Source organism: Streptomyces sp. NBC_00503 (assembly GCF_036346895.1).
Taxonomy (GTDB): domain Bacteria; phylum Actinomycetota; class Actinomycetes; order Streptomycetales; family Streptomycetaceae; genus Streptomyces.
In genome coordinates, this window is record NZ_CP107855.1 from 4,571,378 (window position 1) to 4,596,657 (window position 25,280).

Annotated in this window: 19 protein-coding genes and 2 pseudogenes; 8 read left to right on the forward strand and 13 right to left on the reverse strand. The window is 73.2% G+C overall.

Annotated features, from left to right (window positions below; genetic code table 11):
* Positions 1 to 62: 62 nt before the first annotated feature.
* Positions 63 to 3,059: an NACHT domain-containing protein gene (locus OG490_RS21245; protein WP_330297886.1), complete on the reverse strand. Its 2,997-nt coding sequence runs from the start codon at positions 3,057 to 3,059 to the stop codon at positions 63 to 65.
* A gap of 407 nt (positions 3,060 to 3,466) precedes the next feature.
* On the opposite strand from OG490_RS21245, the gene OG490_RS21250 reads away from it, so the two are divergent.
* Positions 3,467 to 4,081 (forward strand): M23 family metallopeptidase, encoded by a 615-nt coding sequence (locus OG490_RS21250; protein WP_330297887.1) that lies wholly within the window; start codon positions 3,467 to 3,469, stop codon positions 4,079 to 4,081.
* A 40-nt stretch (positions 4,082 to 4,121) separates the two neighbouring features.
* Here OG490_RS21250 and OG490_RS21255 read toward each other — a convergent pair whose 3' ends face one another.
* The 7 genes from OG490_RS21255 to OG490_RS21285 form a co-directional block, all read right to left on the reverse strand.
* Entirely contained in the window at positions 4,122 to 5,333 is a 1,212-nt protein-coding gene (locus tag OG490_RS21255; protein WP_330297888.1) for a LamG domain-containing protein, read from the reverse strand.
* Between the two features lie 111 nt (positions 5,334 to 5,444).
* Positions 5,445 to 6,755, reverse strand: a complete 1,311-nt coding sequence (gene cseC / locus OG490_RS21260; RefSeq protein ID WP_330297889.1) for a two-component system sensor histidine kinase CseC — start codon at positions 6,753 to 6,755, stop codon at positions 5,445 to 5,447.
* A gap of 60 nt (positions 6,756 to 6,815) precedes the next feature.
* A complete protein-coding gene (gene cseB, locus OG490_RS21265) occupies positions 6,816 to 7,529 on the reverse strand; it encodes a two-component system response regulator CseB (protein WP_330297890.1) in 714 nt (237 codons plus the stop codon).
* 53 nt (positions 7,530 to 7,582) lie between these two features.
* Positions 7,583 to 8,242 carry a hypothetical protein gene (locus OG490_RS21270; RefSeq protein ID WP_330300999.1) on the reverse strand — a complete coding sequence of 220 codons (660 nt, stop codon included), beginning with the start codon at positions 8,240 to 8,242 and terminating at the stop codon, positions 7,583 to 7,585.
* 26 nt (positions 8,243 to 8,268) lie between these two features.
* On the reverse strand, positions 8,269 to 8,829 hold the full coding sequence (locus OG490_RS21275) for a SigE family RNA polymerase sigma factor (RefSeq protein ID WP_069920779.1): 561 nt from the start codon (positions 8,827 to 8,829) through the stop codon (positions 8,269 to 8,271).
* A 175-nt stretch (positions 8,830 to 9,004) separates the two neighbouring features.
* Entirely contained in the window at positions 9,005 to 9,928 is a 924-nt protein-coding gene (locus OG490_RS21280) for an A/G-specific adenine glycosylase (protein WP_330297891.1), read from the reverse strand.
* 29 nt (positions 9,929 to 9,957) lie between these two features.
* The gene (locus OG490_RS21285) at positions 9,958 to 10,566 is read right to left on the reverse strand and encodes a phosphatase PAP2 family protein (RefSeq protein ID WP_330297892.1); all 609 of its coding nucleotides are present in this window, start codon (positions 10,564 to 10,566) and stop codon (positions 9,958 to 9,960) included.
* A 170-nt stretch (positions 10,567 to 10,736) separates the two neighbouring features.
* On the opposite strand from OG490_RS21285, the gene OG490_RS21290 reads away from it, so the two are divergent.
* Positions 10,737 to 11,558: a hypothetical protein gene (locus tag OG490_RS21290; protein ID WP_330297893.1), complete on the forward strand. Its 822-nt coding sequence runs from the start codon at positions 10,737 to 10,739 to the stop codon at positions 11,556 to 11,558.
* A gap of 103 nt (positions 11,559 to 11,661) precedes the next feature.
* Here OG490_RS21290 and disA read toward each other — a convergent pair whose 3' ends face one another.
* A complete protein-coding gene (gene disA, locus OG490_RS21295; RefSeq protein WP_330297894.1) occupies positions 11,662 to 12,786 on the reverse strand; it encodes a DNA integrity scanning diadenylate cyclase DisA in 1,125 nt (374 codons plus the stop codon).
* A 261-nt stretch (positions 12,787 to 13,047) separates the two neighbouring features.
* Complete coding sequence (gene radA, locus OG490_RS21300; protein ID WP_330297895.1) at positions 13,048 to 14,463, reverse strand: DNA repair protein RadA; 1,416 nt, start codon at positions 14,461 to 14,463, stop codon at positions 13,048 to 13,050.
* Positions 14,464 to 14,739: 276 nt separating this feature from the next.
* Here radA and OG490_RS21305 point away from each other — a divergent pair, with 276 nt between their 5' ends.
* The gene (locus tag OG490_RS21305) at positions 14,740 to 16,602 is read left to right on the forward strand and encodes a BACON domain-containing protein (protein ID WP_330297896.1); all 1,863 of its coding nucleotides are present in this window, start codon (positions 14,740 to 14,742) and stop codon (positions 16,600 to 16,602) included.
* A gap of 12 nt (positions 16,603 to 16,614) precedes the next feature.
* Here OG490_RS21305 and OG490_RS21310 read toward each other — a convergent pair whose 3' ends face one another.
* Positions 16,615 to 17,487, reverse strand: a complete 873-nt coding sequence (locus OG490_RS21310) for a hypothetical protein (RefSeq protein WP_330297897.1) — start codon at positions 17,485 to 17,487, stop codon at positions 16,615 to 16,617.
* 63 nt (positions 17,488 to 17,550) lie between these two features.
* Here OG490_RS21310 and OG490_RS21315 point away from each other — a divergent pair, with 63 nt between their 5' ends.
* On the forward strand, positions 17,551 to 18,480 hold the full coding sequence (locus tag OG490_RS21315; RefSeq protein ID WP_330297898.1) for a Ppx/GppA phosphatase family protein: 930 nt from the start codon (positions 17,551 to 17,553) through the stop codon (positions 18,478 to 18,480).
* 507 nt (positions 18,481 to 18,987) lie between these two features.
* On the opposite strand, the pseudogene OG490_RS21320 reads toward OG490_RS21315, so the two are convergent.
* Positions 18,988 to 19,412 (reverse strand): annotated as a pseudogene (locus tag OG490_RS21320) (HAD family hydrolase); the annotation flags it as partial.
* On the opposite strand from OG490_RS21320, the pseudogene OG490_RS21325 reads away from it, so the two are divergent.
* From OG490_RS21325 to ilvD, 4 genes and pseudogenes are all read left to right on the forward strand, one after another.
* Positions 19,389 to 19,496, forward strand: a pseudogene (locus OG490_RS21325) (DNA-binding protein); the annotation flags it as partial. The pseudogenes OG490_RS21320 and OG490_RS21325 overlap by 24 nt on opposite strands.
* A 64-nt stretch (positions 19,497 to 19,560) precedes the next feature.
* Positions 19,561 to 20,391, forward strand: coding sequence for a sugar phosphate isomerase/epimerase family protein (locus tag OG490_RS21330; protein WP_330297899.1), 831 nt, complete (start codon positions 19,561 to 19,563; stop codon positions 20,389 to 20,391).
* On the forward strand, positions 20,388 to 21,008 hold the full coding sequence (locus OG490_RS21335) for a TetR/AcrR family transcriptional regulator (RefSeq protein WP_330297900.1): 621 nt from the start codon (positions 20,388 to 20,390) through the stop codon (positions 21,006 to 21,008). The genes OG490_RS21330 and OG490_RS21335 overlap by 4 nt, the downstream gene beginning before the upstream one ends.
* A 172-nt stretch (positions 21,009 to 21,180) precedes the next feature.
* On the forward strand, positions 21,181 to 23,034 hold the full coding sequence (ilvD, locus tag OG490_RS21340) for a dihydroxy-acid dehydratase (protein ID WP_330297901.1): 1,854 nt from the start codon (positions 21,181 to 21,183) through the stop codon (positions 23,032 to 23,034).
* 96 nt (positions 23,035 to 23,130) lie between these two features.
* On the opposite strand, the gene OG490_RS21345 is transcribed toward ilvD, so the two are convergent.
* The gene (locus tag OG490_RS21345) at positions 23,131 to 25,269 is read right to left on the reverse strand and encodes a serine/threonine-protein kinase (protein WP_330297902.1); all 2,139 of its coding nucleotides are present in this window, start codon (positions 25,267 to 25,269) and stop codon (positions 23,131 to 23,133) included.
* Positions 25,270 to 25,280: the final 11 nt, after the last annotated feature.

Below are 25,280 nucleotides of genomic sequence, written 5' to 3' on the forward strand. Positions count from 1 at the left end.
CCGTGCAAAGGGGCGGCCCCGGAACCGTAAGGTTCCGGGGCCGCCCCTTTTCCGCGGGCCGGTCAGATGTCGTCGGACGACAGCGGCACCATCTGCAGCTGCGCCAGTGGGAAGCGGTGGGCCACCCGGGCGTGGAGGTCCGGGTCCAGCCCTTGGCCGTTGTCGTGGAACATGACGGTCCTGAGCGAGGGCAGGTCCGCGTGCGCGGCGAGCCCGGTCAGCGCCTCGGTGGGCAGGGCGATCTCCCGCAGGTTCTCCAGCGCTGAGAGCTCCGCCCATGCGCTCTTCTCGCCGGGGCGCCAGTCGTAGCCGAGATACAGCCGCGTCAGGCTCGTGAGCCGTCCCAGTCCGGCCAGGTCCGGGTCCGCGTCGGCCAGGTCGAGCACCTCCGGGCGGGCTTCGGGGGCGAAGTCGGCGAAGGACCACGCACGGCGGTCCGCGTCGTGCAGCCTGAGCTCGCGCAGCCGGGGCCAGGACGCCAGGGCCGGGCCGAGGGGGAGGTCGCGGCCGAGGCGGAGGTCCACAGCCTCCAGGGGCAGCCCGTACAGCGCGCTCGGGTCCCGCAGACCGGGCCAGGTGTCGATGCTGAGCTCCCGCAGCGACGTGTGGCCGCGCAGGAACTCCGCGTCGCTCCCACCTTCGAAGTTCCACAGGGTCAGGCCCGCCACCGGCTGGCGGGCCAGGAAGCGCGTCAGGGCGGCCCGGGTGACCTCGCTGCGGATGAACAGGCCGGGCGGGCCGGTGAAGCGCGTCAGCGCCGCGAGGGAGGCGTCCGAGTCGATGAAGAGGTCGCCGGGCGGCGGGACCATGCGCGCGAGCACCTCGGCCGCGTAATGGTCGAGGTCGAACCGCTCCCAGACCCGGGTCAGCGTCGCACGGACCTGTTCGTCGGGGTGGTGGCTGAAGCCGGCGAGATATCCGATGGCCGCCTCGGCCCCGGTCTCCGCCGCCGCGACCACCGCGAGGCGGGCGGCGCGGACCGACTCCCCGCCGTACGGCAGCAGCTCCAGGACCAGCGGTCCGATCCGGCCGAGCGTTCGCGCAGCCTCCTCGTTCCGCGGAGGTATGAGCCGCAGGGCGGCCTTGTGGACGTCCTGGCGCAGCCCGGGATCCAGCTCGGCCGCGTACTCCAGTGATGCGAGGGCCAGCAGGACGGACCGGTCGGAGTCGCGGACCAGCAGGTCGCCGATGATTCCCACGCGGTCGTTGGGTCGGCCCTGGGCGACGGCCATGCGGATGACGTCCTCCCATTGGTCGTCGTCCGCGTGGCGGGTCAGTTCGCCGAGGCCGCCCTCGTCCAGGGCCGCACGGGCCCCGAGGAAGTCCTGGAAGGTGCGGTGGACGAATTCGAGGGTGTCCTCGGTGGGGGCCCGCAGGAGTCCGGTCCGCTCCAGGAAGTGCCTCAGTACGTCCGGGGCCTCGCCGAGCACCTGGGCGGCCGTTACGGCGGGCAGCGCGGCCGCGATCAGCTCCTGGGCCCGGCTCTGGCTGATCTGGGTGCGGCCGTTGCGGATGAGCCAGTACGCGAGCCGCTGGAGCAGCTGGAGCTGAGGCTCCTCGGCGAGCTCGGGCAGACGCAGCTCGCGTTCGCGGTCGCGGCGGTGCAGCAGCATCGACAGGGCCGCCGTGTAGAGCTCTTTGCGGCCCGAGGGCAGGAAACCCCGGCGTTCGCGGTGCAGGGCGCAGATCAGCCCGCACAGCAGCGGATTGGTGGCGAGCCGGGACAGTTCCGGCTTGGCGCGCAGGGATGCCAGCAGCTGGTCGCGCAGGTCTTCGCCGGCTTCGGCCGCCCGGTGCCAGCGGGTGACGAAGCCGGCCGCGTCGGCCCGGGTCATGGGGGAGAGTGTCAGCTCGTCGAACGCCTCGGAGGCGAGCCAGTCCTGCCGGACGGCCGAGGGGCGGGAGGTGACCAGCCAGCGGTTGCCCGGGTAGGCGGTGAGCAGATCGGTGAGCCATTCGCGGGCACGGGCCCGCTCCGCCTTCGGGATCTCGTCGATGCCGTCTACCAGGACCAGGCCGCGTCCCGCGCCCAGGACCCGGCTCTCCCACCCGTCGGGGGCCAGGCCCTTCAGCGGTGTGGCGACCAGGAAGTCCTCGGGGGCGGGCAGCCGCTCCCCGTAGCGGGTCAGGTTCCGCAGGGGCAGTACGAAGGGGATCGGGCCGCCCTCGCGCCCGTTGCGGGCGGTGGAGACGGCCAGCCACTGGATCAGGGTGGTCTTCCCGGAGCCTGCCTCGCCGCGCAGCATCACGCGGGGTTCGAGGGCCAGTACGTCTTCGGTGCGCAGAACGGCGGCCGGGCCGTGGGCGGCCCCCTGCGCCGGGACCGTGGCGCTGCCCTCGCCGCCGATGCGGCGCGAGCGGGAGGTCGCCTCCAGGCTCACGTACGCCGTGTCCAGCGGCCAGCGGGCCGACCCGGGCGGCAGGTCCAGCCCGAAGATCGTCAGGCTGCTGTGCCGTTTGACGAGGTACTCCAGGTATTTGGCCTCGAACTCCGCGTCCCGGGCGTCCTGGCGGGGGATCCGGGCGATCAGGGCGTCGATCTTGGCGATCGTTTCGGCCTGTAGGTGGGCCTGCGCGACCAGGGCGGCCGGGATGTAGGTGGAGCGGGTCGTGAAGAACTGCAGGATGTGCAGGCAGGCGGTTTCCAGCAGCCGGTCGTGGAAGAGCTCGGCGTCCCGCCCCAGGCCCGTGGCCGGAGCCGCCTTGCGCAGCTCGGCGGCGAAGGCCTGCGCGCCCATCTTGACCGCCTGGGCGTCCTCCAGGGCCAGGGTCCCCAGGGAGTACAGGGTGGCGGCCAGCGCGGCCGCGACCCCCGCCTCCTCGCCCGGTGGCAGCGGCTGCTCGCCGTCGGCCTGTAAGGCCTCCGCGACGAGCTTGTCGGCCAGCCGGCGCAGGTCGTACCGGGACAGCATGCGCTGCTCGCGCAGGGAGAAGTACGAGGAGATCCGTACGGGCCGGTCCACGAGGCCGGCGCCCGCTCCCTCCCCCCGGAAGAGCTGCTTCACGAGGGGGGTCACGACCCCCGAGGCCAGCCGGATCCCGATCACGGATGCGTCCACGAGCCGTGAGCGTAGCGCCGGGCGGAACGGGTCGCAGGGCTTTGGTCCCGGAACGGGGGCGCCAGAGGTCCCGCGCCGGTGACAAGCCGCACAGGGCAAATCGGACCTACTAGGAGCATTCGTAGATCCAAGGGTCCGATTTGCCCCACCCCAACCCCAGTGAATCCGCGGTCAACAGGACCGACAGCCCCCGCAGTACCTACGAGGCCGGGTAGTAATCGGGGGGTTTGGGGAAGCCGGGGGGCCCGGGTTACCAAGGTGGGGCAAGCAAGCCCGGCGCCCCGCTCAGCCAGCGTGCCGGGTCCTTTCTTGCCCGCAGCAGCCGCAGCAGCCGCAACACCCGCAACACCCGCAGCACCCGCAGTACCCGCAGCACCGTCCCTGTCCCCGGCCCGGAGGTCTCCTTCATGTCCGCGAAGCGCGTCATCACCCGTCGTACCCGTATCGCCATCGGCGCCACCGCTCTCGGTGCGGCCCTGGCGCTCGGGGCCGGGACGACCGCCGCCTTCGCCGACGAGGCCCAGACCGCCCTGGCCGGTACCGCCGAGCTCGTGGCCGAGCAGGCCACCGCCCAGGCCGCGGCGGTCGCCGCGAAGCCCGCCGTCGCCTGGGAGAAGCCGGTGACGAGCTACACGCTCTCCGCCACCTTCGGCAAGGGCGGCGCCATGTGGTCGCACAAGCACTCCGGCCAGGACTTCGCCGTCCCCGTCGGCACCGTGGTCGACGCCGTCTCGGCGGGCACCGTGGTCAAGGCCGGCCCGAACGGCGGCGGCGACGGCCCGGCGTACGGCAACGCCGTCGTGATCAAGCACGCGAACAACACGTACTCGCAGTACGCGCACCTCTCGAAGATCCAGGTCAAGATCGGCCAGAAGGTCTCGATGGGCCAGCAGATCGCCCTCTCCGGCAACACCGGCAATTCGAGCGGCCCGCACCTCCACTTCGAGATCCGGACCACCCCGAACTACGGCTCGGCCGTGAACCCGGTGGCCTTCCTGCGCAAGGTCGGTGTCACCGTCTGACCCGTTTGACCTGCCCTGCTCTCCTGACCGGCCCTGCCGGTCAGAACAGCAGCCAGGACCCGACCGGCTTGATCGAGGCGTCGAGCTTGCCGGGCTTCTGGTCGTCCACCTGCTCCGGCGACAGCGCGATCCGGTAGACCCGCAGGCTGTCCATGGCTCCGGCCCAGGCCCCGGCCCAGTTGCCCTGGGAGCGGGTGCGGCCCAGCTCCAGCGGTCCGGGGGCGTTGTGGACGCCGGGGACCTTGGCCTCGTTGATCTGCTTGCCGTCCACGAACAGCGTGATCATCTTGGTCGAGTAGTTGTAGGTGCCGGTCAGCTCCGTCATGGTGCTGTCCATCGTGCGGCCCTCCGCCACGACCGTCGCCGTGGTGTTGTCCGCGCCTTCCTTGTTCGTCTGGACCCGGAAGATCCACGCGGGCTTGCCGTTCACCTCGTCCGAGCCCAGCTCGAAGGAGAACGTCTTCTCGTTGCCCTGGCTGACGGCGATCTGCCGCCCCTTCGAGGCGCTGTTCGAGATCCGCGCCGTGACGGTGAAGCTCTTCGACACGTCGACGAGGCCCTTCTGGGACTCGGCGTACGAGTTCGGGGTGCCGGTCGCGCGGAACTCGAACCGCTTCTCGATCGGGACCGCTGAAGCCTCCGGACCCATCTTCAGCCCGGCCTTGCCGCTGCGGTCGCGCAGCACCGTCGGGTCGCCCGCGACGGTCGGAGTGTTGTCCACCGGCGCCTTGGACCCGCTCACCGAGGGGGAGGGCGAGGCGGAGACCGAGGGCGAGCCGCTGGCCAGGGGCTTCGCGTCGTCGGAGCCCCCGTCGTCGTTGCCGAGCAGCAGGAACGCCCCGCCGCCCACCAGCAGGACCAGGGCCGTCGCCCCGCCGATGACCGCCCACTGCCGCTTCTTGTGCCGGTCCTGCTCGGCCCCTTCCGCCAGCGCGTTCCAGTCCGGTTCGTCGGCCGGCGGCTCGAACGGCCCGGGTACGGGCGGCGCCGGCTGGTAGGGACCCTGCTGGTACGGGCCCGGCTGCGGGTAGCCGTAACCGGCGGGCGGCGCCTGGCCGTCGGCCGGCGGGCCGAAGCCGGCTGCACCGGGTGCGCCGGGCGCGGGCGGGTAGCCGTTGCCCCCGGGCCGGCCGGCCTGCGGATAGCCGTACCCGCCTGCGGGTATCTGCCCCTGCGGGTATCCGTAGCCGCCGTTGTCGGGGGCGCCGGGTTCGCGCTGGGGGGTTTGCGGGCGATCCGTACCGTCAGTCATGGATCGGATGCTAAAACATCGGCGTCCGCATTCGAACAGGCGTCGGTCGCGATACGGAGCCGATCGGGGCCCGCCCAGGACCCGCCCCGGCCGGGATCCGCTTCCGCCCGGCTAGGGCACCCGCACGATCGGGAAGCTGCCCGTGGCCGTCGGTGCCTGCTCCGGAAGCCACAGCACCGCCACCGCCCCCGCCGCCGCGCCGCCCTGGACGAAGCCGCCCGGGGCCGCCACGTTGCGGAACGTCAGCCGGGCACCCAGCACCCGCGCCTGCCCCTCCGCGATGGTCAGGCCCAGCCCGTGTCCCACCCCGGCGCGGTCCGTCGACCCGGTCCGGAACCGGCTCGGCCCCTCGCGCAGCAGCGCCTCGGGGAAGCCCGGCCCGTGGTCCCGGACCCGTACGACCCGGCCCTCTACGTCGACTTGGACGGGCGCCCGCCCGTACCGCGCGGCGTTGGCGAGGAGGTTCCCCAGGATCCGCTCCAGGCGGCGCGGGTCGGTGCTGACGATCTCGTCCGCGACGATCCGTACGGTCGCCTCCGGCATCAGGGAGTTGACCCGGCGGCTCACGAACTCGCCCAGTGCCACGTCCTGGAGCTCCGCCCGCTCGGACGCGCTGTCCAGCCGGGCCACCTCCAGTACGTCCTCGACCAGCGCGCGCAGGGCCTGCGCGCGGTCCCGTACGAGCTCGGTCGGCCGACCCGGAGGCAGTAGTTCCGCCGCCGTGAGCAGGCCGGTCACCGGGGTGCGCAGTTCGTGCGCGATGTCGGCGGTCACCCGCCGCTCGGCCTCCAGCCGCTGCTGGAGCGCGTCCGCCATCGCGTCGACGGCCCGTGCGAGGTCGTCGGTCTCGTCGCGCACGACGCCGCCGACCGCGTCCCTCACCCGTACCTCGGGGTCCCCGTGCGCCACCCGCTGCGCGGCCGCGGCGGCCTTGCGCAGCCGGCGCGAGATCTGTCCGCCGATGAGCACGCCGAGCGCGGAGCCGCCGATCACCACGGCGAGGGAGCCGACGACCAGGGCCCGGTCCAGGTCGCGCACCATGTTGGCGCTCTCCCGGAACTGGGTGTGCAGCGAGAGCACCTGCCCGTTGCCCAGCGGTACGGCCGCCCATACTTCGGGGAGCCCGCGCGGGTTCTCCTGGATGTAGGTGCCGCGCCGCCCGGAGCGGGCCTTCTCGCGCAGGTCCGCCGGCAGGTCGGGGTCGTTCAGCTTGGCGCCCATGGGCGGCTTGCGGCCGGCTTCGGCGTTGCGGGAGATGAACTGGACGCGGTCCAGCTGTACCTCGCGGGCGCTCTCCAGCATCGACACGCGGGCAGCGCTGTGCACCACCAGGCTCAGGGCGATGGCGGTGAGCGCGCCGACGGAGGCGATGGCGAGCGTGATCTTCCAGCGGATTCCGGTGCGGAGGGTGAAACGCCTCATGCCCGCCGCATCCCCGTGGTCGTCGCCGTGCTCATCCCCGCGTCCGTTCTTCTCGAGGCATCAGGCCTTCAGCTTGTATCCGAAACCCCGGACCGTCTCGATCCGGTCCTGCCCGATCTTGGTGCGCAGGCGCTGGACGTGGACGTCCACCACGCGGGTGTCGCCGCCCCAGTCGTAGTCCCAGACCCGCTCCAGCAGCCGGTCCCGCGACAGGACGGTACCGGGGGAGGTGGAGAACTCCAGCAGCAGCCGCATCTCGGTGGGCGTCAGCGCCACCGAGGCGCCCGCCTTGCGCACCTCCATGCCCTCCGTGTCGACCTCCAGGTCGCCGAAGACCAGGACCCCGCGCTCGTCGTCGCCGCCCTCGCCGTCGGCGCCGGATCCGCCGCCCTGCGGGCCGCCGGCGTGGCCGAAGCGGCGCAGGACCGCGCGGATGCGGGCGACGAGGACGGAGCCGTCGAAGGGCTTGGTGACGTAGTCGTCGGCGCCCGCCTCCAGGCCCAGGACCACGTCGATGGAGTCGGCGCGGGCCGACAGCATGATCACCGGCACCGTGGACTCGTCGCGGATGCGGCGGCACAGGCTCACGCCGTCCATGCCGGGCACCATCACGTCGAGCAGGGCGATGTCGGGCCGGTTCGCGCGGAAGGACTCCAGGCCGGACAGTCCGTCGGGCATGGCGGTGACCACGAACCCGTCGCGTTCCAGTGCCAGGGTCGTGGCCTCACGGATGACGTCGTCGTCCTCCACGAACAGGACATGGGTCTCGGCCATTCGGGAGCCTCGCCTCGCCTCGGTACTCGTACTCGTTCTCGGTTCTGTGGTCGTCAGCTCTTCGGGCTGACGGCCGGAGCGGGGGCCACCCCGCCGTCGACCACGTTGCTGTAGTCGGTGTGCACCCGGTCCTGCTCGGTGAACTTCTCCCCGTTCCAGCGGTACGTGATCACGTCCTCGCCCGAGGGGTAGGCGAGCGCCTCGCTCTTCGCGTAGACCTGCTTGGTCACGACCAGGTCCCCGCGGTCGATCTCGGCGTAGACGGGCGGCTGCTCGTCGGCGAAGACATTCTCGTACTTCCCGTCGTCCGCGCGGTACACGTACGTGCCGCGGCCCAGGGCGTCGGCGCAGGACAGGACGTTGACCACGATGTCGACGGCCGGGCCGCCGGTCACCTTCCCGTAGCTGACGTCGACCGGGTACTCCTTGCCCGTGCAGGGCTTGAGGTCCCGCTTGATCTCGGCGCTGACCTTGGGATCCGCCTTGAGCAGCTCGACCGGGTCGATCTTCTTGCCCGCCTTGCCGGAGGCCAGGGGAGCCAGTGGAGTGGTGCTGGCCGCCGCGTCGTGATCGGCGGGGGCGGAGGAGGGCGCGCCGGTCTTGGCCACCGATTCGGTTCGGGCCGGGCCGCCGTCGCGCAGACCGGTGCCCCCGGTGGAGCAGCCGGCCGCGAACAGCACGGTGCCGGCGAGGACGACCGTCCCCGCCGACATGAGTACTACCGAGCCCTTGTGGCCAGTCAGGCCGCGCACCGCTCACGTCCTTCGTACCTGATGGTGTGGTCCCCGCGCTCCAGCGCGCGCATGTCCAGGTCCCGGCTCTCCAGTTCCTGCCGGAGGCGGGCCAGCGCGCGGTGCAGAGTGCTCTTCACGGTTCCCGCCGACATGCCGAGCGCCGCGGCCGTCTCCTCGGTGCTCATCTGCTCCCAGTGTCGCAGCACGACCACGCTGCGCTGCTTGGGCGCGAGCACCTTGAGGATGTCCATCAGCAGGGCGCGGTCGGCGCGCTGGTCGGATCCGTCCTCGACGGAGGCGTCGGGGAGCTGCTCGGTGGGGACCTCTTCGAGCTTGCGGGCGCGCCACCACTCGGTACGGGTGTTGATCATGACACGGCGCAGGTAGGCATCGGCGAGGGACTTGTCGGCGATGCCGTCCCAGCGGCCGTAGGTGCGCACGAGGGCGGTCTGCAGGAGGTCCTGCGCGTCGGTCGGGTCCGGGACCAGGCGACGGGCACTGCGCAGCAGCGCGTCCTGCCGAGTGCGTACGTACTCTTCGAATTCGAGTACCTCGCCGTGCGCCATCTCAGACCGCCTCCGCTGCCGTCCACCCGTACATCCGCTGTCTTACGGGTTCGACGTTACGGAGGCCGTGTCACGGGCCTGTGCGGGTGAGCCTTCGGTGGGCGCACGGACACCCATAGGTTATGTAACAGAGGCTGTGAGCTGGGGTTTCTCCGGGACAAGCGGAATCCCGGAGTCAGCTTCCGGCGGCCGCGGGCCCCGCCGGAAGCCGGTACATCCGCCCGGCCAGCGGTTCCACCAGCCCGTCCGAGACCAGCCCGTCCAGGGCCCGGGCCCGCTGTACGGGCTCGTCCCAGACCGTGTCGAGGACCGACTGCGGCACCGCGCCGACCGCCTCGCGCAGGACCGCGAGGAGCTTGCCGCGCACCTGCCGGTCCGTACCGGCGTACGTCTGCCCGCGCCTCGGCGGCCCCTCGTGCGCGGGCTTCCCGGCCAGCCGCCACGCGCACAGCCCGGCCACTGGGCAGCGCGCGCAGTCCGGGCTCTTGGCCGTGCAGACCAGGGCCCCGAGCTCCATCGAGGCCGCCGCCCAGCGGGCCGCGGTCTCCTCGTCCTCGGGGAGCAGGGACCGCGCGAGGCGCCGCTCGGCGGCGGTCGTGGCGTTCGGCGGGTACTCGACCCCGGTCGCGGTGCGCGCGAAGACCCGGCGCACGTTGGTGTCCAGGACCGCGTGCCGCTGCCCGTACGCGAAGGAGGCCACGGCGGCCGCCGTGTACTCGCCGATCCCCGGCAGCGCCAGCAGGTGCCCGTGCTCGCGCGGTACGTCGCCCCCGTGCCGCTCCGTTATCGCGACGGCCGCCCCGTGCAGGCGCAGGGCCCGGCGCGGATAACCGAGCCGCCCCCAGGCCCGTACGGCCTCTCCGGGGGCCTCGGCGGCCAGGTCGGCGGGGCGGGGCCAGCGGGCCAGCCACTGCTCGTACACCGGCAGGACCCGGTTGACCGGGGTCTGCTGGAGCATGAACTCGCTGACCATCACCCCCCAGGGGCCGGCCTCGGGGCGGCGCCAGGGCAGGTCGCGGGCGTGTCCGTCGAACCACGCGATGACGGGGGAGTGCAGCGCGGCGGCGGAGGGGGAAGTCGAGGATGAGGATGCAGTCATGGCAGACGGCATCCTGGCACGTTTCGCCCCTACCGTGCCGGGCCGGGCCCGGCGATCAGGACAGCGGCGCGGCTGCCGTTCGCCCGCATGGCGGCGATGATCCTACTGGTCGGACCGGTGAGGGCGAGGACGGCGAGCGCGGCGAGAGAGGCGCCCAGCAGCAGGCCCATCCCCACGTCGTGCGGGTAGTGGACGCCGACGAAGACGCGGGAGAAGGCCATCAGCAGCGCGAGCGGCACGGTCAGCAGCGCGAGCCTCCCCACGACCATGGCCAGTGCGACGGCGGCGGCGCCCGCGATGGTGGCGTGGTTGCTCGGGAAGGACCAGTCGCCGGTGGCCGGGCACTTGACGAGCGAGGCCGCCGCCCCGGCGACGGCCCGGCAGGGGCGCTCCTCGTCCACGCTGGACTTCACCAGCTCCGAGGCCACGTACGCGAGGGCGGTGGCCAGCGGTGCGAGGAGGGCGAGCGCGACGGTCCGGGGGTCGCGCGCGCCGCGCGCGCGCCACCAGACGGCTATGAAGAGGGCGCCGAAGACGAAGAGCCCGTACTCCGTCCAGACCTCGAAGGCCGACTGCACCCACGCGGGGGTCGAGTGGGCGAAATCGGTGATGTCGAGGTAGAGGCCGGAGCTGTCCATGGTCACCGACGGTACCCAAAGCGGAATAACGCCCTCATCAAGCTCTGGCCGATTCCGGTCCGTTCCGGGAGGCCCTGCCGCCCCCCGGCGAGATGATCATCGGCAAAACAAGCCGTCCGCGCGGCATGTGGGGCACGGATCGCGCCCCGGACTCTCGTAAAGTTCCGTCCGTGGGATCTCTGCGCAATCCGGTCGGGCCGCTCCCCTCCTCCATCTACTGGCGACGGAGGGCCGTGCTGGCGTCCGTTGCCGCGCTCCTGGCACTCCTCGCCGTATGGACCGTCAGCTCCGGCGGAGGGACGTCGAGTACCAACGGCAAGGGCCGCGGCGGCTCCGACCCCGTCACCCAGATCACCCCCGGACCCTCCGGTTCCGGTCCGGCGATCAGTCAGGCCCCGGGCGGCCGCGGCGAGTCGGGCACGGCCGGCAGCGGTACGGGCACGGGCGCCGACCCGGGCACGGGCCCCGGCACGGGCCCCGGCAAGAACGGCGAACCGGGCGGTGACCCGGGCTCGGCGGACGGCGGCGGCTCGGCGGGCTCCGCCGGCTCCGGCGCCGGCCAGACCGTCCCGGCGGACTCGCCGCTGCCCACGTGCGCGGCGGGCGCGCTGCAGTGGGAGGTCAAGAGCGTGAAGAACGAGTACGAGGCGAACGAGAAGCCCCGCCTCGAACTCATCGCGCGCAACGTCTCCGGCACCACCTGCAAGGTCGATCTCGGCCCGAAGCAGGCGGTCCTGACCATCACTCAGGCGAGCAACGCGAAGCCGGTCTGGTCCTCCTCGGACTGCCCGACGGGCGCGGGCAACGTGTTCTTCCGCGTCCCCTCGCAGGGCGAGACCAAGCAATCCCTGGAATGGAACCGCCACTTCAGTGCGGCGGACCAGTGCCAGTCGCCCCCGGCGGGGGCTGCGGCGGCGGACACGTACGTGGTCGAGGTCAAGTCGCCCGGCATGCCGGTGGCGCGGACCTCGTTCGTGCTGAAGCAGGACTGACGAACGCCGGAGGGGCTGGATTGCGCTACGGGCAATCCAGCCCCTCCGGCGTTTGAGGAGCGGGGTCCGGGGCGGAGCCCCGGGAGCGGCGCTAGGCCGAGTCCTAGACGTACCGCTCCAGGATCGAGGATTCCGCCAGCCGCGACAGCCCCTCGCGGACGCTACGGGCACGGGCCTCGCCGACCCCGTCGACCGTCTGCAGGTCGTCCACGGAGGCGGCCAGCAGCTTCTGCAGCCCGCCGAAGTGCTCCACCAGCCGCTCGATGATCGCGCCCGGCAGCCGGGGAACCTTCGCCAGCAGCCGGTAGCCCCGCGGGGACACCGCCGAGTCGAGCGTCTCCGGCGAACCGGTGTACCCCAGCGCCTTCGCCACGATCGCCAGTTCCAGCAGCTCCGGGTGGGTCAGCGCGTCCAGCGCGGGCAGAGCTTCCTCCACCGTCCGCGACCGCTTCGCCGTCGGCTCCGGCACGTAGTCCCGGATGACCAGCTCGCGCTCCTGCTCGATCCCGACCGTCAGCTCGTCCAGCTGGAGCGAGAGCAGTCGGCCGTCCGTGCCCAGTTCCACCACGTATTCCGCGATTTCCGTCGCGATCCGGCGGACCATTTCCAGCCGCTGCGCCACCGCGCCGACGTCGCGGACCGTCACCAGGTCCTCGATCTCCAGCGCGGACAGCGTGCCCGCCACCTCGTCCAGGCGGAGCTTGTACCGCTCCAGCGTGGCCAGCGCCTGGTTCGCCCGCGACAGGATCGCCCCGGACTCCTCCAGCACGCGCCGCTCGCCGTCCACGTACAGCGCGATCAGCCGCATCGACTGCGACACCGAGACCACCGGGAACCCGCACTGCTTCGAGACGCGGTCCGCGGTGCGGTGCCGGGTGCCGGTCTCCTCCGTGTGGATGGACGCGTCCGGAACCAGCTGCACGCCCGCCCGCAGGATCTTGGTGAGGTCCTTGTCCAGGATCAGCGCGCCGTCGAGCTTGCACAGCTCGCGCAACCGGGTCGCGGTGAACTCCACGTCCAGGACGAAACCGCCCGTGCACATCGCTTCCACGGACTTGTCCATGCCGAGCACGATGAGCCCGCCGGTGTTGCCGCGGACGATCCGTTCGAGGCCGTCGCGCAGCGGCTGACCGGGTGCGACCGCGCTCAGCGAGGCACGCATCATGGCCTCCTGCTTGGAGCTCGCGCCCGACTTCCCGGATGCTGCTGCCCCGTCCTTGGCTGCCACTGCACTCCTCCGGTCGCGGGTTGTACCGCCTGCGTACGGCCGGGCGGACCAGCGCAAAGTCTACCGGCGCGGCCCGTGCGCCCGCCGTCCCTTGACCGGCATCGCCCGGGGAGGCCCCCGTACGGACCCCCTGACCTGCCCCTCAGCGCCGGATTCGGACCTTCCGGCCGGTCGGCCGGAAGGCGTTGGCCGGAAGATATCGGCGGCGCGGCGCGGCGCGGAGCGGAGCTGAGCGGTCCGGCTCGGACCCGGCCCGACCGGCTAGCCCGCGTCCCGGTCCTTCTCCGCCGTACGCGACCGGCCGCGCGGCAGGACCCGTAGCGCGTCGCCCATGTCGGCGACCTCGGTCACCTTCATCCCGGCCGGCACCTTCCCCGGATCCACCGGCACCAGCGCGTGCGTGAAGCCCAGCCGGTACGCCTCCGCGAGCCGCCGCTGGACGCCCGTCACCCGCCGCACCTCGCCCGCGAGCCCGACCTCGCCGATGGCGACCAGGTTCTTCGGGAGCGGTACGTCGCTGGCGGCCGAGGCCAGCGCCAGCGCGACGGCCAGGTCGGCGGCCGGCTCGGTCAGCTTCACGCCGCCCACGGTCGCGGTGTAGATGTCCCGCTTGCCCAGCGCCGTGATCCGGCCGCGCTGCTCCAGTACCGCCAGCATCATCGAGACGCGCGAGGTCTCCAGCCCCGAGGTGGTCCGGCGGGGCGAGGGGATCTGCGAGTCCACCGTCAGGGCCTGCACCTCGGCGACCAGCGGCCGCTTGCCCTCCAGCGTCACCGTCAGGCAGGTGCCCGGGACGGCCTCGGCGCGGCGGGTCAGGAACAGCCCGCTCGGGTCGGCGAGCCCGTTGATGCCCTCGTCGGTGAGCTCGAAGCAGCCGACCTCGTCCGTGGTGCCGTACCGGTTCTTCACACCGCGTACGAGGCGCAGCCGTGCGTGCCGGTCGCCCTCGAAGCTCAGTACGACGTCGACCAGGTGCTCCAGCAGCCGGGGACCGGCGATCGCCCCGTCCTTGGTGACGTGGCCGACCAGCAGCGTGGACATCCCGCGTTCCTTGGAGGCCCGGATCAGCGCCCCGGCCACCTCCCGGACCTGGGCCATGCCGCCGGGCGCGCCGTCGATCTCGGGGGAGGCCACCGTCTGTACGGAGTCCATGATCAGGAGCGAGGGGTTCACGGCGTCGAGGTGCCCGAGGACGGCGGAGAGATCGGTCTCGGCGGCCAGGAAGAGGTGGTCGCTGAGCGCGTTGATCCGGTCGGCCCGCAGCCGGACCTGGCTCGCCGACTCCTCGCCGGTGACGTAGAGCGTGCGGTGCTCCTCGGAGGCGGCCTTGGCCGCGACGTCGAGGAGCAGCGTGGACTTGCCGACGCCCGGTTCGCCCGCGAGCAGCACGACCGCCCCGGGGACCAGCCCGCCGCCCAGCACCCGGTCCAGCTCGCTGACGCCGGTGCTGCGCGCGGTCGCCGTCCGCACGTCGACCTGCCCGATCGGCACGGCGGCCGTGGTGACCCGGCCCGCCGCGGTGGTCCGCACGGCGGGCGCGCCGCCCAGCTCCTCCACGGTGCCCCAGGCCTGGCACTCGGGGCACCGGCCGAGCCATTTGGCGGTGGAGTACCCGCACTCGGTACAACGGTAGGACGGCCGGTCCTTGGCGGATGAACGAGATGTACGGGCAGCCATGCGGCCCACCGTAGCCGCCGCCACCGACAGGCCCTCCCGCCGTCCACCGGCAGCCCCGTCTGCCGTCCACCGGCAGCCCCTCCCGCCGTCCACCGGCAGCCCTCCCGCCGCCACCGCCGTGGACCTTGCGCCGTTCACCGGCGTGCACCTTCCGGTGCGCGCCGTGGCGTGCGGCGTCAGGGGCCCTGTCAGCGCGATGCCGATCTGTTCACCCGTAAGGGCTAAAACTGGTGAAGGCTTCCGGGGCACCACCGGCGCGCCGCCTACGGTCGCCGAGTGAACAGCAGCAACCAGGGAGACCCCGCATCACGCACCGGCGCACACCGGGCGCACGGGCGCACGCCCACCGAGGGGACGAAGGCGGAGCAGCCGCCGCCACCGTTCCGGCACGAGCCCTACCTGGACGGCCTGTTCACGTACTGCCTCTCGGTCCTGTGCGACCACGACACCGCCACCGACGTGCTCGGCGACGTCCTCGCCGTCGCCGAACGGCACCCGGGCCGCTGCCCCGACGAAGGGGTCCGGCGCGCCTGGCTCTACGCCCTGGCCCGCTGGGCCTGCCTGCGCCGGCTGGCGGAGCGGCGGCGCACGAGGTACGGGTACGGGCCGGGCCACGGCCGTAGCCACGGGGGAGCGCATTCCGCCCGGCGTGCGCCGGAGCACATGAGCCGGGACCGCGCGCCGGATCCGGCGACCGCGACCGCCTCCTCCGCTTCGGCCGCCTCCTCTTCCGCTTCCTCCTCTTCCGCTTCCTCCTCCTCGGCTGCAGCCGCCTCGGCCTCCGCCGCCGCCTCCGACGCCTCGGCGGCCCACCGCCGCAGCGAGCTCGCCCGGCTCGCCTGGCCCGAGGCGGCCGGCACCACCCCCGAGCAGCGCGAGGCCCTCGAACTCGCCGTCCGCCACCGGCTCGGCATCGGCGAGCTCGCCTCCGTCCTCGGCACGCCCCCCGCAGCCGCGCGCGAACTGCTCTCCGGAGCCGCCTGCGAAGTGGAGCGCACCCGCGCCGCCCTCGCCGTCGTGGAAACCGGCAACTGCCCGACCGTCTCCCGGCTCACCGGCGACGACGGGGAAGGCGGCGGAGACGGCAACGTGCTGCTGTCCTCCTCCCTGCGCGCCGAACTCGTACGCCACGTCGACGACTGCCCGCGCTGCCGCCGGGTCGCCGAACGCGTCGGCGTCGGCGCGCCCTGGCCCGGCTCGGGCGGCATCAACACCGCCGGCCTCCCGCTGGTCCCGGCCCCGCGCACCGCCGTCCGCGCCGCGATGCTCGGCTCCGGCACCGGCCGCCGGGGCAGCGGAGCGGGCCCCCGCTTCGACCGCACCGGCTTCCCCATGGACCCCAAGGACCGAGTCGCGCGCCGCGACCGGCTGCGGGCCCGCGCCGTGACCACCACCGTGGTCGCCACCGTCGTCGCGGCCCCGGTCCTGGCCCTGTGGGCGGCGTACCGGGCGGCCCCGAGCACCGGGGAACCCGTCGGGAACGGAGCCACCCGCATCTCGGCGAGCGAGGCGGAGCTCCCGCAGCCGCGCACCGACGGCCGCCCGCTGACCGCCTACGAGAACGCGGGCAACGCCGCCGTCGTCTCCGACGGCCCCGGCTTCGCCCCGGGCAGCGCCGCACCCGACGTCTCCGTCGAGGTCATCAGCAGCGGCGCCCTGCCGTCCGCCACCCCCGCCGGACCCGGGACCCCCGGCCGTCTGAGCGCGAGCGCCTCCTCCCAGGGCTCGACGACCCTGCTGACGCTCACCGCCTCGGGCGGAGCCCCCGTCGACTGGCGGCTGTGGTCCGACGCCCCGTGGCTGCGGGCCAGCCAGACCTCGGGGCGGCTCGCGCCAGGAGAATCGGTCACCCTGCGGATCAACGTGGACTCCGAAGCCCAGCCCGTCGGGGCCTGGACGGCCCGGGTCGGAGTGGATCCGGGTGGCGCGGTGATCTCCATCCAGGGCCGCGGCCGCCCGGCGCCGACACCCACCCCCACGCCGACCCCGACGCCGACCGCCACCCCGACCCCGACTCCCACGCCGACCCCGACACCCACCCCCACGCCGACCCCGACGCCGACCCCGACGCCGACCCCCACACCGAGCCCGACGGACGGAGCGGCCTCACCGGCCGCCCCCTCCGCACCCGCGGCGTAGGGGGTAGCCCGCCTACGCGGGCGGCACCGGATCCGCCGGGTGCGGGGCCATCGGCAGGAGCGAGGCCAGCCGCGCCTCGCACAGCGCGACCAGGGCCTCGTAGGCCTCCTTGCCCATCAGCTCCGTCAGCTCGGGGCGGTAGGACACGTAGACCGGATCGCCGGCGCCGTGCGCGGAGGTGGCCGAGGTGCACCACCAGTGCAGGTCGTGGCCGCCCGGACCCCAGCCGCGCCGGTCGTACTCGCCGATCGTCACCTGGAGCACGCGCGTGTCGTCGGGCCGGTCGATCCAGTCGTAGGTCCGCCGGATCGGCAGCTGCCAGCACACGTCCGGCTTGGTCTCCAGCGGCTCCTTGCCCTCGCGCACGGCCAGGATGTGCAGCGAACAGCCGGCCCCGGCCGCGAACCCGGGCCGGTTGAGGAAGATGCACGCGCCGTCCCAGCGCCGGGTCTGCTTCTCCCCGTCGTCGTCGTGCTGCGTCCACCCCGTCTCGCTGCCGACGTCGTGGAACTGCCACACCTCGGGCGTCAGCCGCGCCACGTTCTCGGCGACCCGCTTCTCGTCGTCCTCGTCGGAGAAGTGCGCGCCGAGCGTGCAGCAGCCGTCGTCGGCCCGCCCCGGCTGGATGCCCTGGCAGCCGCTGCCGAAGATGCAGGTCCAGCGGGAGGTCAGCCAGGTCAGGTCGCAGCGGAAGATCTGCTCCTCGTCGCCGGGGTCGGGAAACTCCACCCAGGCCCGGGGGAAGTCGAGCCCCTTCTCATCGGCGACGAGGGCCTCGGCGAGGTCCTTCTTCGCCTTCGAGGCCTGCGCGCCCTTCTCGGGCTTCGGGGGCTTCGTCTTGTCCGACCGGGACTTGGACTTGTTGGCCTTCTTCGTATTTGGCACAAACCCCAGCCTAAGCGCCCCTTACTCCACCCCTACGCCTTCGGCCCAGTAGCGTTTCCTCCCATGAGACTCGGTGTCCTTGATGTGGGTTCGAACACGATCCATCTGCTGGTGGTGGACGCGCACCCCGGCGCGCGCCCGCTCCCCGCGCACTCGCACAAGGTGGAACTGCGGCTGGCGGAACTGCTCGACGAACACGGCGCGGTGACCCCGGAGGGCGTCGAGCGGCTGGTTTCCGTCATCGGGGGCGCCGTGCAGGCCGCCGAGGACAAGGGGTGCGAGGACCTGCTCCCCTTCGCGACCAGCGCCGTACGGGAGGCCACCAACGCTGACGAGCTCCTGCGCCGCGTCAAGGCCGAGACCGGCATCGACCTGCCCGTCCTGAGCGGCGAGGACGAGGCGCGCCTGACCTTCCTGGCGGCCCGCCGCTGGTTCGGCTGGTCGGCCGGGAAGCTGCTGGTCCTCGACATCGGCGGCGGCTCGCTGGAGATCGCCTACGGCATCGACGAGGACCCCGACGCGGCCGTCTCCCTCCCGCTGGGCGCGGGCCGTCTGACCTCGGGCTGGCTGCCGGGCGACCCGCCGGATCCGGCCGACATCCGGGCCCTACGGCGCCACGTGCGGGCACAGATCGCCCGCACGGTCGGCGAGTTCAGCCGCTTCGGGACCCCGGACCGGGTGGTGGCGACGTCGAAGACGTTCAAGCAGCTCGCCCGCATCGCGGGCGCGGCCCGCTCCGCGGACGGCCTCTACGTCCAGCGGGACCTGACCCGCAAGTCCCTGGAGGAGTGGGTCCCGCGCCTCGCCGCGATGACCACCGCCCAGCGCTCCGCCCTCCCGGGCGTCTCGGAGGGCCGCTCCAACCAGCTCCTGGCGGGCGCCCTGGTAGCGGAGGGCGCGATGGACCTCCTGGGCGTCGACACCCTCGAAATCTGCCCCTGGGCCCTGCGCGAGGGCGTCATCCTCCGCCGCCTGGACCACCTCCCGGCGTAGGGGGCCCTCGCCCCCTCGAGCAGCCACCCCGGGGCGGTGGCTGCCCACCCGCCTCCTAGGTGGCGCGGCCGAGGCGGACCGCAGCGCGGGTCGGGGGCGGGGGTGACGGGGCTCCGGCTGGGCGGGATCAGGGAGGGACTGGGGGTTTCCCGGCGGTCCACTGTCCTTCCGTGGCGGGCCGGTCCGTAAAGGGCGCTCCCTTCGGTCGCGTCGCTGCGCGATGGCCTTCGGCCACCCTTGACTGACCGACCCGCCACGCAATGCCATCAGACCGCCGGGAAGCCCCCAAAGGGACGGTCACGGGGCAGGGAGCCACCACCTCCCACCTCGGATGTCGGGGGCGGGAGCACCGCCGAGCGGCACGAAGAGCAGCCCGACCTGCCCCGAGCGGCGCCCGGATCAGCCTGGCGGGAGGTCAGGCGCCCCAGATCGCTACACGCTCCTCATCGACGGCGACCACCGGCCGTCTGTGGTTGCTCATAAGCCGCCACCGCACGATCGCTGGGCGGCCGGGCTGCCGGACACCGTGAGTACTCGCTCGAAGAACTCGCGCGACGGCTTGGCCACCCCCCCCACTCGCCCGAGGTGACGATCAGGTCTGCGGGCAGGTCCAGCGTGCGCAGCAGGTCACCGGCTCGTGGACTCTGGTTGCCCGCGACGATGACGCGTGCCCCGGCGGCGCGGAGAGCGGCCAGCGCCGGCCGGACGTCCTCATAGAGGTCTGACTCATCAAGGCGCTCGCCGAGGCCCGCCGCGTCGCGCGCGGCGTATTCGGCGGAGATGTCGATGTTCGGGCGCAGGAGGCGGATCGTGTCCGCGTTGTCCCGGCCGTCGACGACCACCGCACCCACCAGCGCGGACAGGGTGTGCCGGGGCACGCGCAGCCAGTCGGCCCATGCCGCCCAGTAGCGGCCGAAGCCGCGTTGCGCCAGCTGCGCCCCGTCGTGTTGCTTACGTCGGATGTCGACGACATGACGAAGCTCTGCGGGAACCGGGTCCACATCGTCGGGGTCTGACCCGCCGTCCCCGGGTGGCGGGCGTCACGGCGTTGGGGGAGAGGGACCCCGATACCCTGTCCCCGTGGCAAAACCAGTCCGGATCCCGACCGCGAAAGTCGCCCTCTCCACCGCCTCCGTCTATCCGGAGTCGACGGCGACCGCCTTCGAGATCGCCGCGCGCCTCGGGTACGACGGCGTGGAGGTCATGGTCTGGACGGATCCGGTGAGCCAGGACGTCGACGCACTGCGCCGGCTCTCCGACCACCACCAGGTGCCGATCCTGGCCATCCACGCGCCCTGCCTCCTCATCACGCAGCGCGTCTGGTCCACCGACCCGTGGACCAAGCTCCAGCGCGCCCAGACGGCGGCCGAGAAGCTCGGCGCGTCCACGGTCGTCGTGCATCCGCCGTTCCGCTGGCAGCGCCAGTACTCCCGGGACTTCGTGACCGGGATCTGGCGGATGGCGGACGAGACCGACGTCCGGTTCGCCGTCGAGAACATGTATCCCTGGCGGTACCGGGATCGGGAGATGCTGGCGTACGCGCCCGAGTGGGACGTCACCAAGGACGACTACCGGCACTTCACCGTCGACCTCTCCCACACCGCGACCGCCCGGACCGATGCCACCGCGATGATCGACCGGATGGGCGACCGGCTCGCCCACGTCCACCTCGCCGACGGAAACGGTTCCGCCAAGGACGAGCACCTCGTCCCCGGCCGCGGCAGCCAGCCCTGCGCCGAGCTGCTGGAGCGGCTCGCCACCACCTCCTTCGACGGGCACGTGGTCATCGAGGTCAACACCCGCCGCGCGATGTCCTCCGCGGAGCGCGAGGCCGACCTCGCCGAGGCCCTGGCCTTCACCCGTCTGCACCTGGCGGCCAGTGCCGCCCCGGTCGAGGCCCCGCGCCCGTGACGCAGCCCGCGCAGCGCCCCCGCCGCGGCCCCGGCCGCCCCCGCCAGGACGAGGCCGACGACGGCCCCGGCACCCAGGAGCGGATCCGCCTCGCCGCGCGCTCCGAGTTCGCGGCGCGGGGCTACGACAAGACCTCCGTGCGCGGGATCGCCAAGGCCGCCGGCGTGGACCCGGCCCTGGTGCACCACTACTTCGGCTCCAAGGACGACCTCTTCGCCGCCGCGATCGAGCTCACCATGGAGCCCGCCCTCGTCATCCCGCAGATCCTCGGCTCCGGTCCGGAAGGCATCGGCGAGCGGCTGGCCCGCTACTTCCTGGGCATCTGGGAGAACCCGGTCAGCCGCGCCCCGCTCCTCGCCGTCATCCGCTCGGCCCTCACCCACGAGGCCGCCGCCGCGGTACTGCGCCGGCTGATCCTGCGCCGGGTCCTGGAGCGGGTCGCGGCCGAGCTCAACGTCCCCGACCCGACCTTCCGCGCCGAGCTGGCCGCCTCGCACATGATCGGCATCGCGATCCTGCGGTACGTGCTCCAGGTCGAGCCCCTCGCGTCCGCCGACCCGGAGCGGATCGTCGCCCTGGTGGCCCCGACCCTCCAGCGCTACCTGACCGAGGAATAGGGGAATAGGGGATCGGCAGCCGTCAGCGAGCAGTGACCGAGCAGTGAGCCAGCCGTCCCGGCATCCGGACACCCTGTCCGCATCCCGGGCCGGGGGCGTAGCCTCGTAACCGAGCCATATCCACAGCGCGGCGGGCCTTCCGGCGCCGCCGCACCCATGGGGAGTGAACCCGATGCCCGAGCTGAGGTCCCGCACCGTCACCCACGGCCGCAACATGGCCGGCGCACGTGCGCTGATGCGCGCCTCGGGCGTAGCGAGCGCGGACATCGGGAAGCCGATCATCGCGGTCGCCAACTCCTTCACGGAGTTCGTCCCCGGCCACACCCACCTGGCCCCGGTCGGCCGCATCGTCTCCGACGCCATCCTGGCCGCCGGCGCCGTCCCCCGCGAGTTCAACACCATCGCGGTCGACGACGGCATCGCCATGGGCCACGCCGGGATGCTGTACTCCCTGCCCTCCCGCGACCTCATCGCGGACTCGGTCGAGTACATGGTCGAGGCGCACTGCGCCGACGCGCTGATCTGCATCTCCAACTGCGACAAGATCACCCCCGGCATGCTGATGGCCGCCCTGCGCCTCAACATCCCGGTCGTCTTCGTCTCCGGCGGCCCGATGGAGGCCGGCCAGGCCACCCTCGTCGACGGCACCGTCCGCAAGCTCGACCTGATCGACGCCATGGTCGACGCCTCCAACGAGAACGTCTCCGACGAAGACGTCCTGCGCATCGAAGAGAACGCCTGTCCCACCTGCGGCTCCTGTAGCGGCATGTTCACGGCCAACTCGATGAACTGCCTCGCCGAGGCCATCGGCCTCGCCCTCCCCGGCAACGGCTCGGTCCTCGCCACGCACACCGCCCGCCGCGCCCTGTACGAGGACGCCGGCCGCACGATCGTCGAGATCACCAAGCGCCACTACGAGCAGGACGACTACTCCGTCCTCCCGCGCAACATCGCCTCCCGCGAGGCCTTCGAGAACGCCATGGCCCTCGACATCGCGATGGGCGGCTCCACGAACACGATCCTGCACCTGCTGGCCGCGGCCCAGGAAGCGGGCCTGGAGTACGACCTCACCGACATCGACGCCGTCTCGCGCCGCGTCCCGTGCCTGTCCAAGGTCGCGCCGAACGTGGCGCCCGGCGGCACGTACTACATGGAGGACATCCACCGCGCCGGCGGCATCCCCGCCATCCTCGGCGAGCTGCACCGCGGTGGACTCCTGAACAAGGACGTCACCTCCGTCCACTCGGACAACCTCGAGGACTGGCTCGCGGAGTGGGACGCCCGCTCGGGCACCGCCAGCGACACGGCCATGGAGCTGTGGCACGCGGCCCCCGGCTGCCAGCGCTCCGCCACCGCCTTCTCCCAGTCCGAGCGCTGGGACACCCTGGACCTCGACGCAGAGGGCGGCTGCATCCGCTCCGTCCAGCACGCGTACTCCAAGGACGGCGGCCTCGCCGTCCTGCGCGGCAACATCGCGGTCGACGGCTGCGTCGTGAAGACGGCCGGCGTCGACGAGTCCATCTGGACCTTCGAGGGCCCGGCCGTGGTCTGCGAGTCGCAGGACGAGGCCGTCGACAAGATCCTCCGCAAGGAGATCAAGGCGGGCGACGTGGTCGTCATCCGCTACGAGGGCCCGCGCGGCGGTCCCGGCATGCAGGAGATGCTGTACCCGACGTCCTTCCTCAAGGGCCGCGGCCTGGGCAAGGTCTGCGCCCTGGTCACGGACGGCCGCTTCTCCGGCGGCACCTCCGGCCTCTCCATCGGCCACGCCTCCCCGGAGGCGGCCTCGGGCGGCAACATCGCGATCGTCGAGGACGGCGACCGCATCCGGATCGACATCCCGAACCGCTCGATCGAGCTCCTCGTGGACGAAGCCACCGTCGCGGCCCGCCATGCCGCCCTCGGCGGGGTCTACGCCCCGAAGAACCGCGAGCGCAAGGTCTCGGCGGCGCTGCGCGCCTACGCCGCGATGGCGACGAGCGCGGACAAGGGCGCCGTCCGCGACGTCTCGCTCCTGGAGCGCTGACCCGCAGACCCACCAACCAGGTACGACGCACCACGCACGATCCGGCCCCGCCCCGAAACCCCAGGGCGGGGCCGGACCCGTTTCACCGGACCTGTTTCACCACCCGGCGGGATCCCCCGAGGGCACGGCGAAGACGGTCCCGTCCGGCGCGGAGGCGTAGACCCGGCCGTCGCCGACGACGGGCGCGGGCAGGCTGGCGGCCTGCCGGTCGCCGCCCATACGGGGCTTCGTCTGCCCGCTCAGCCGCACGGTCGCCGTGTCCACGGCCAGCAGCCGGCCGTCGAGCGCGGTCAGGTACACCCGGCCGTCGGCGGGCACGGGCCGGGAGGCCGCGGTGACCCCGGTCTCCAGCCGCCACCGCTCCCGTTCCCCGTCCACCGCGACCAGCGCGCCCGAGGTGCCGAAGACGTACGCCACCCCGTCGGGTCCGGCCGACGCCTGGGCCTGGAGCATCGGCACCGCCAGCCGGGTCGTGCGGACCGCGTGGGACCGCAGGTCGATGCGGACGACCGAGTGCGTCAGCATGGCCGCATCGCTGTCGAGCAGGTGGAGGCTGCCGCCCGCCACCCCGAAGGGCTCCACGGTCCCGGGTACCCGCACCTGCGTGCGTACCGCCCCGCTCGCCGGGTCCACTTCCGCGACCTGCGTGGACTTCCCGTCACCGGCCGGGGTGGAGACGTAGAGCGCGGCGACCGCGCCGGCCTGCTCCTCGCCCGCACACCAGACGGAGCCCACCCCGCCGATCTCCTTGGTCCACTGCACGGTCCCGGTGGCCGCGTCCAGCGCGGTGGTCTTCCCGTCCGAGCCCGTGACCAGCGCGCGGGACCCGGCGGCCACGACCTTCGCGCCCGACGGCAGGGTGCGCCGCCACCGCTCCGCGCCCGTCGCCGGATCGAGCGCCTGGAGCAGCCGGCTGCCCGCGGGCGCGGCGAGGACGAGCCCGCCGCCGTACTGCGGCGCACCCGTCTTCCCGGCGGCCTGCGACGCGGGCAGCGACCACAGCACCGTCCCGTCGGCGGGGTTGATCCGTGCGGCCGTGAGGCCGGAGCCCGAGCAGTAGAGGGCGGCCGCCTGCCAGGAACACGCCGACGCGCGGTCGCCCATCGACCGTGCCCACGGGGTGACGCTGCGCGCCACCGGCACCTGGGCGCCGATGTCCTGCGTGGTCAGGTGCCCCGGCGGGGTGTCCTCCGCGCCGTCCCACAGGTAGCCGGCCGTGGATCCGCCCGCCAGCAGCAGCCCCAGCCCCGCCGCCAGCGCCACCCGGGTCCGCCGACGGCGCCCCGGAGCCGTGGCGGGGGCCGGTGCCGGGGCGCCGTCGGCGGACCCGGTGTCGATCCGGTCCCGCCGGTGCGTGTCCTGCTCCTCGCCCACCGGGGGCCGCGGCCGGGGGATGAAGCCGTGGGTGTCCTCGTCGGTGGGGTACGCCACCGCCCGCAACGCCGCGATCAGCGAGTCCGCGGTGGGCCGCTGGGCCGGATCCTTGGCCAGGCACTGGGCGACGAGCGGTACGAGCAGCTCCGGCAGCCCGGTCAGATCGGGTTCGCTGTGCACCACCTGGTACGCCACGAGGTAGTGGCTGTCGGAGTCGAAGGGCCCCCGTCCGGTCGCGGCGTAGACGAGTACGGCCCCCAGGGCGAACACGTCGGCCGCGGTCCCCACCTCGCGCGGCCGCTGGAACTGCTCCGGGGCCATGAACGGCGGGGTGCCGATCAGCTTGCCCGTCTCGGTGCGCAGATCGCTGTCGGCCGGCCGCGAGATCCCGAAGTCGATCACCCGCACCCCGTCCGGGGCCATCAGCACGTTGCTGGGCTTCAGGTCCCGGTGGACCACACCGGCCCGGTGGATGTCCCGCAGGGCCTCCGCCAGTCCGGCGGCGAGCCGGGCCAGCGCCCTCGGGCCGAGCACGCGTTCCCGTACCCGCTCGGAAAGGGTCGGGGCGTCGATGAACAGCGTGGCCATCCAAGGCCGTTCGGCATCGGGGTCCGCGTCCACGACGGGCGCGGTGAAGGCTCCGCTCACCCGCCGGGCGGCCGTGACCTCCTGCCGGAACCGGGCCCGGAACTCGGGGTCCACGGCGTGCTGGGCGTGCACGATCTTGACGGCGAGTTTCAGCCCCGACTCGGAGGTGGCCAGGTGGACGACGCCCATGCCGCCGGAACCCAGCACGGACTCAAGCCGGTACTGCCCGGCGTACTCCGGGAACCCCACGTAGTCCGTCCGCAGCGAATGCACCGCTCACCACC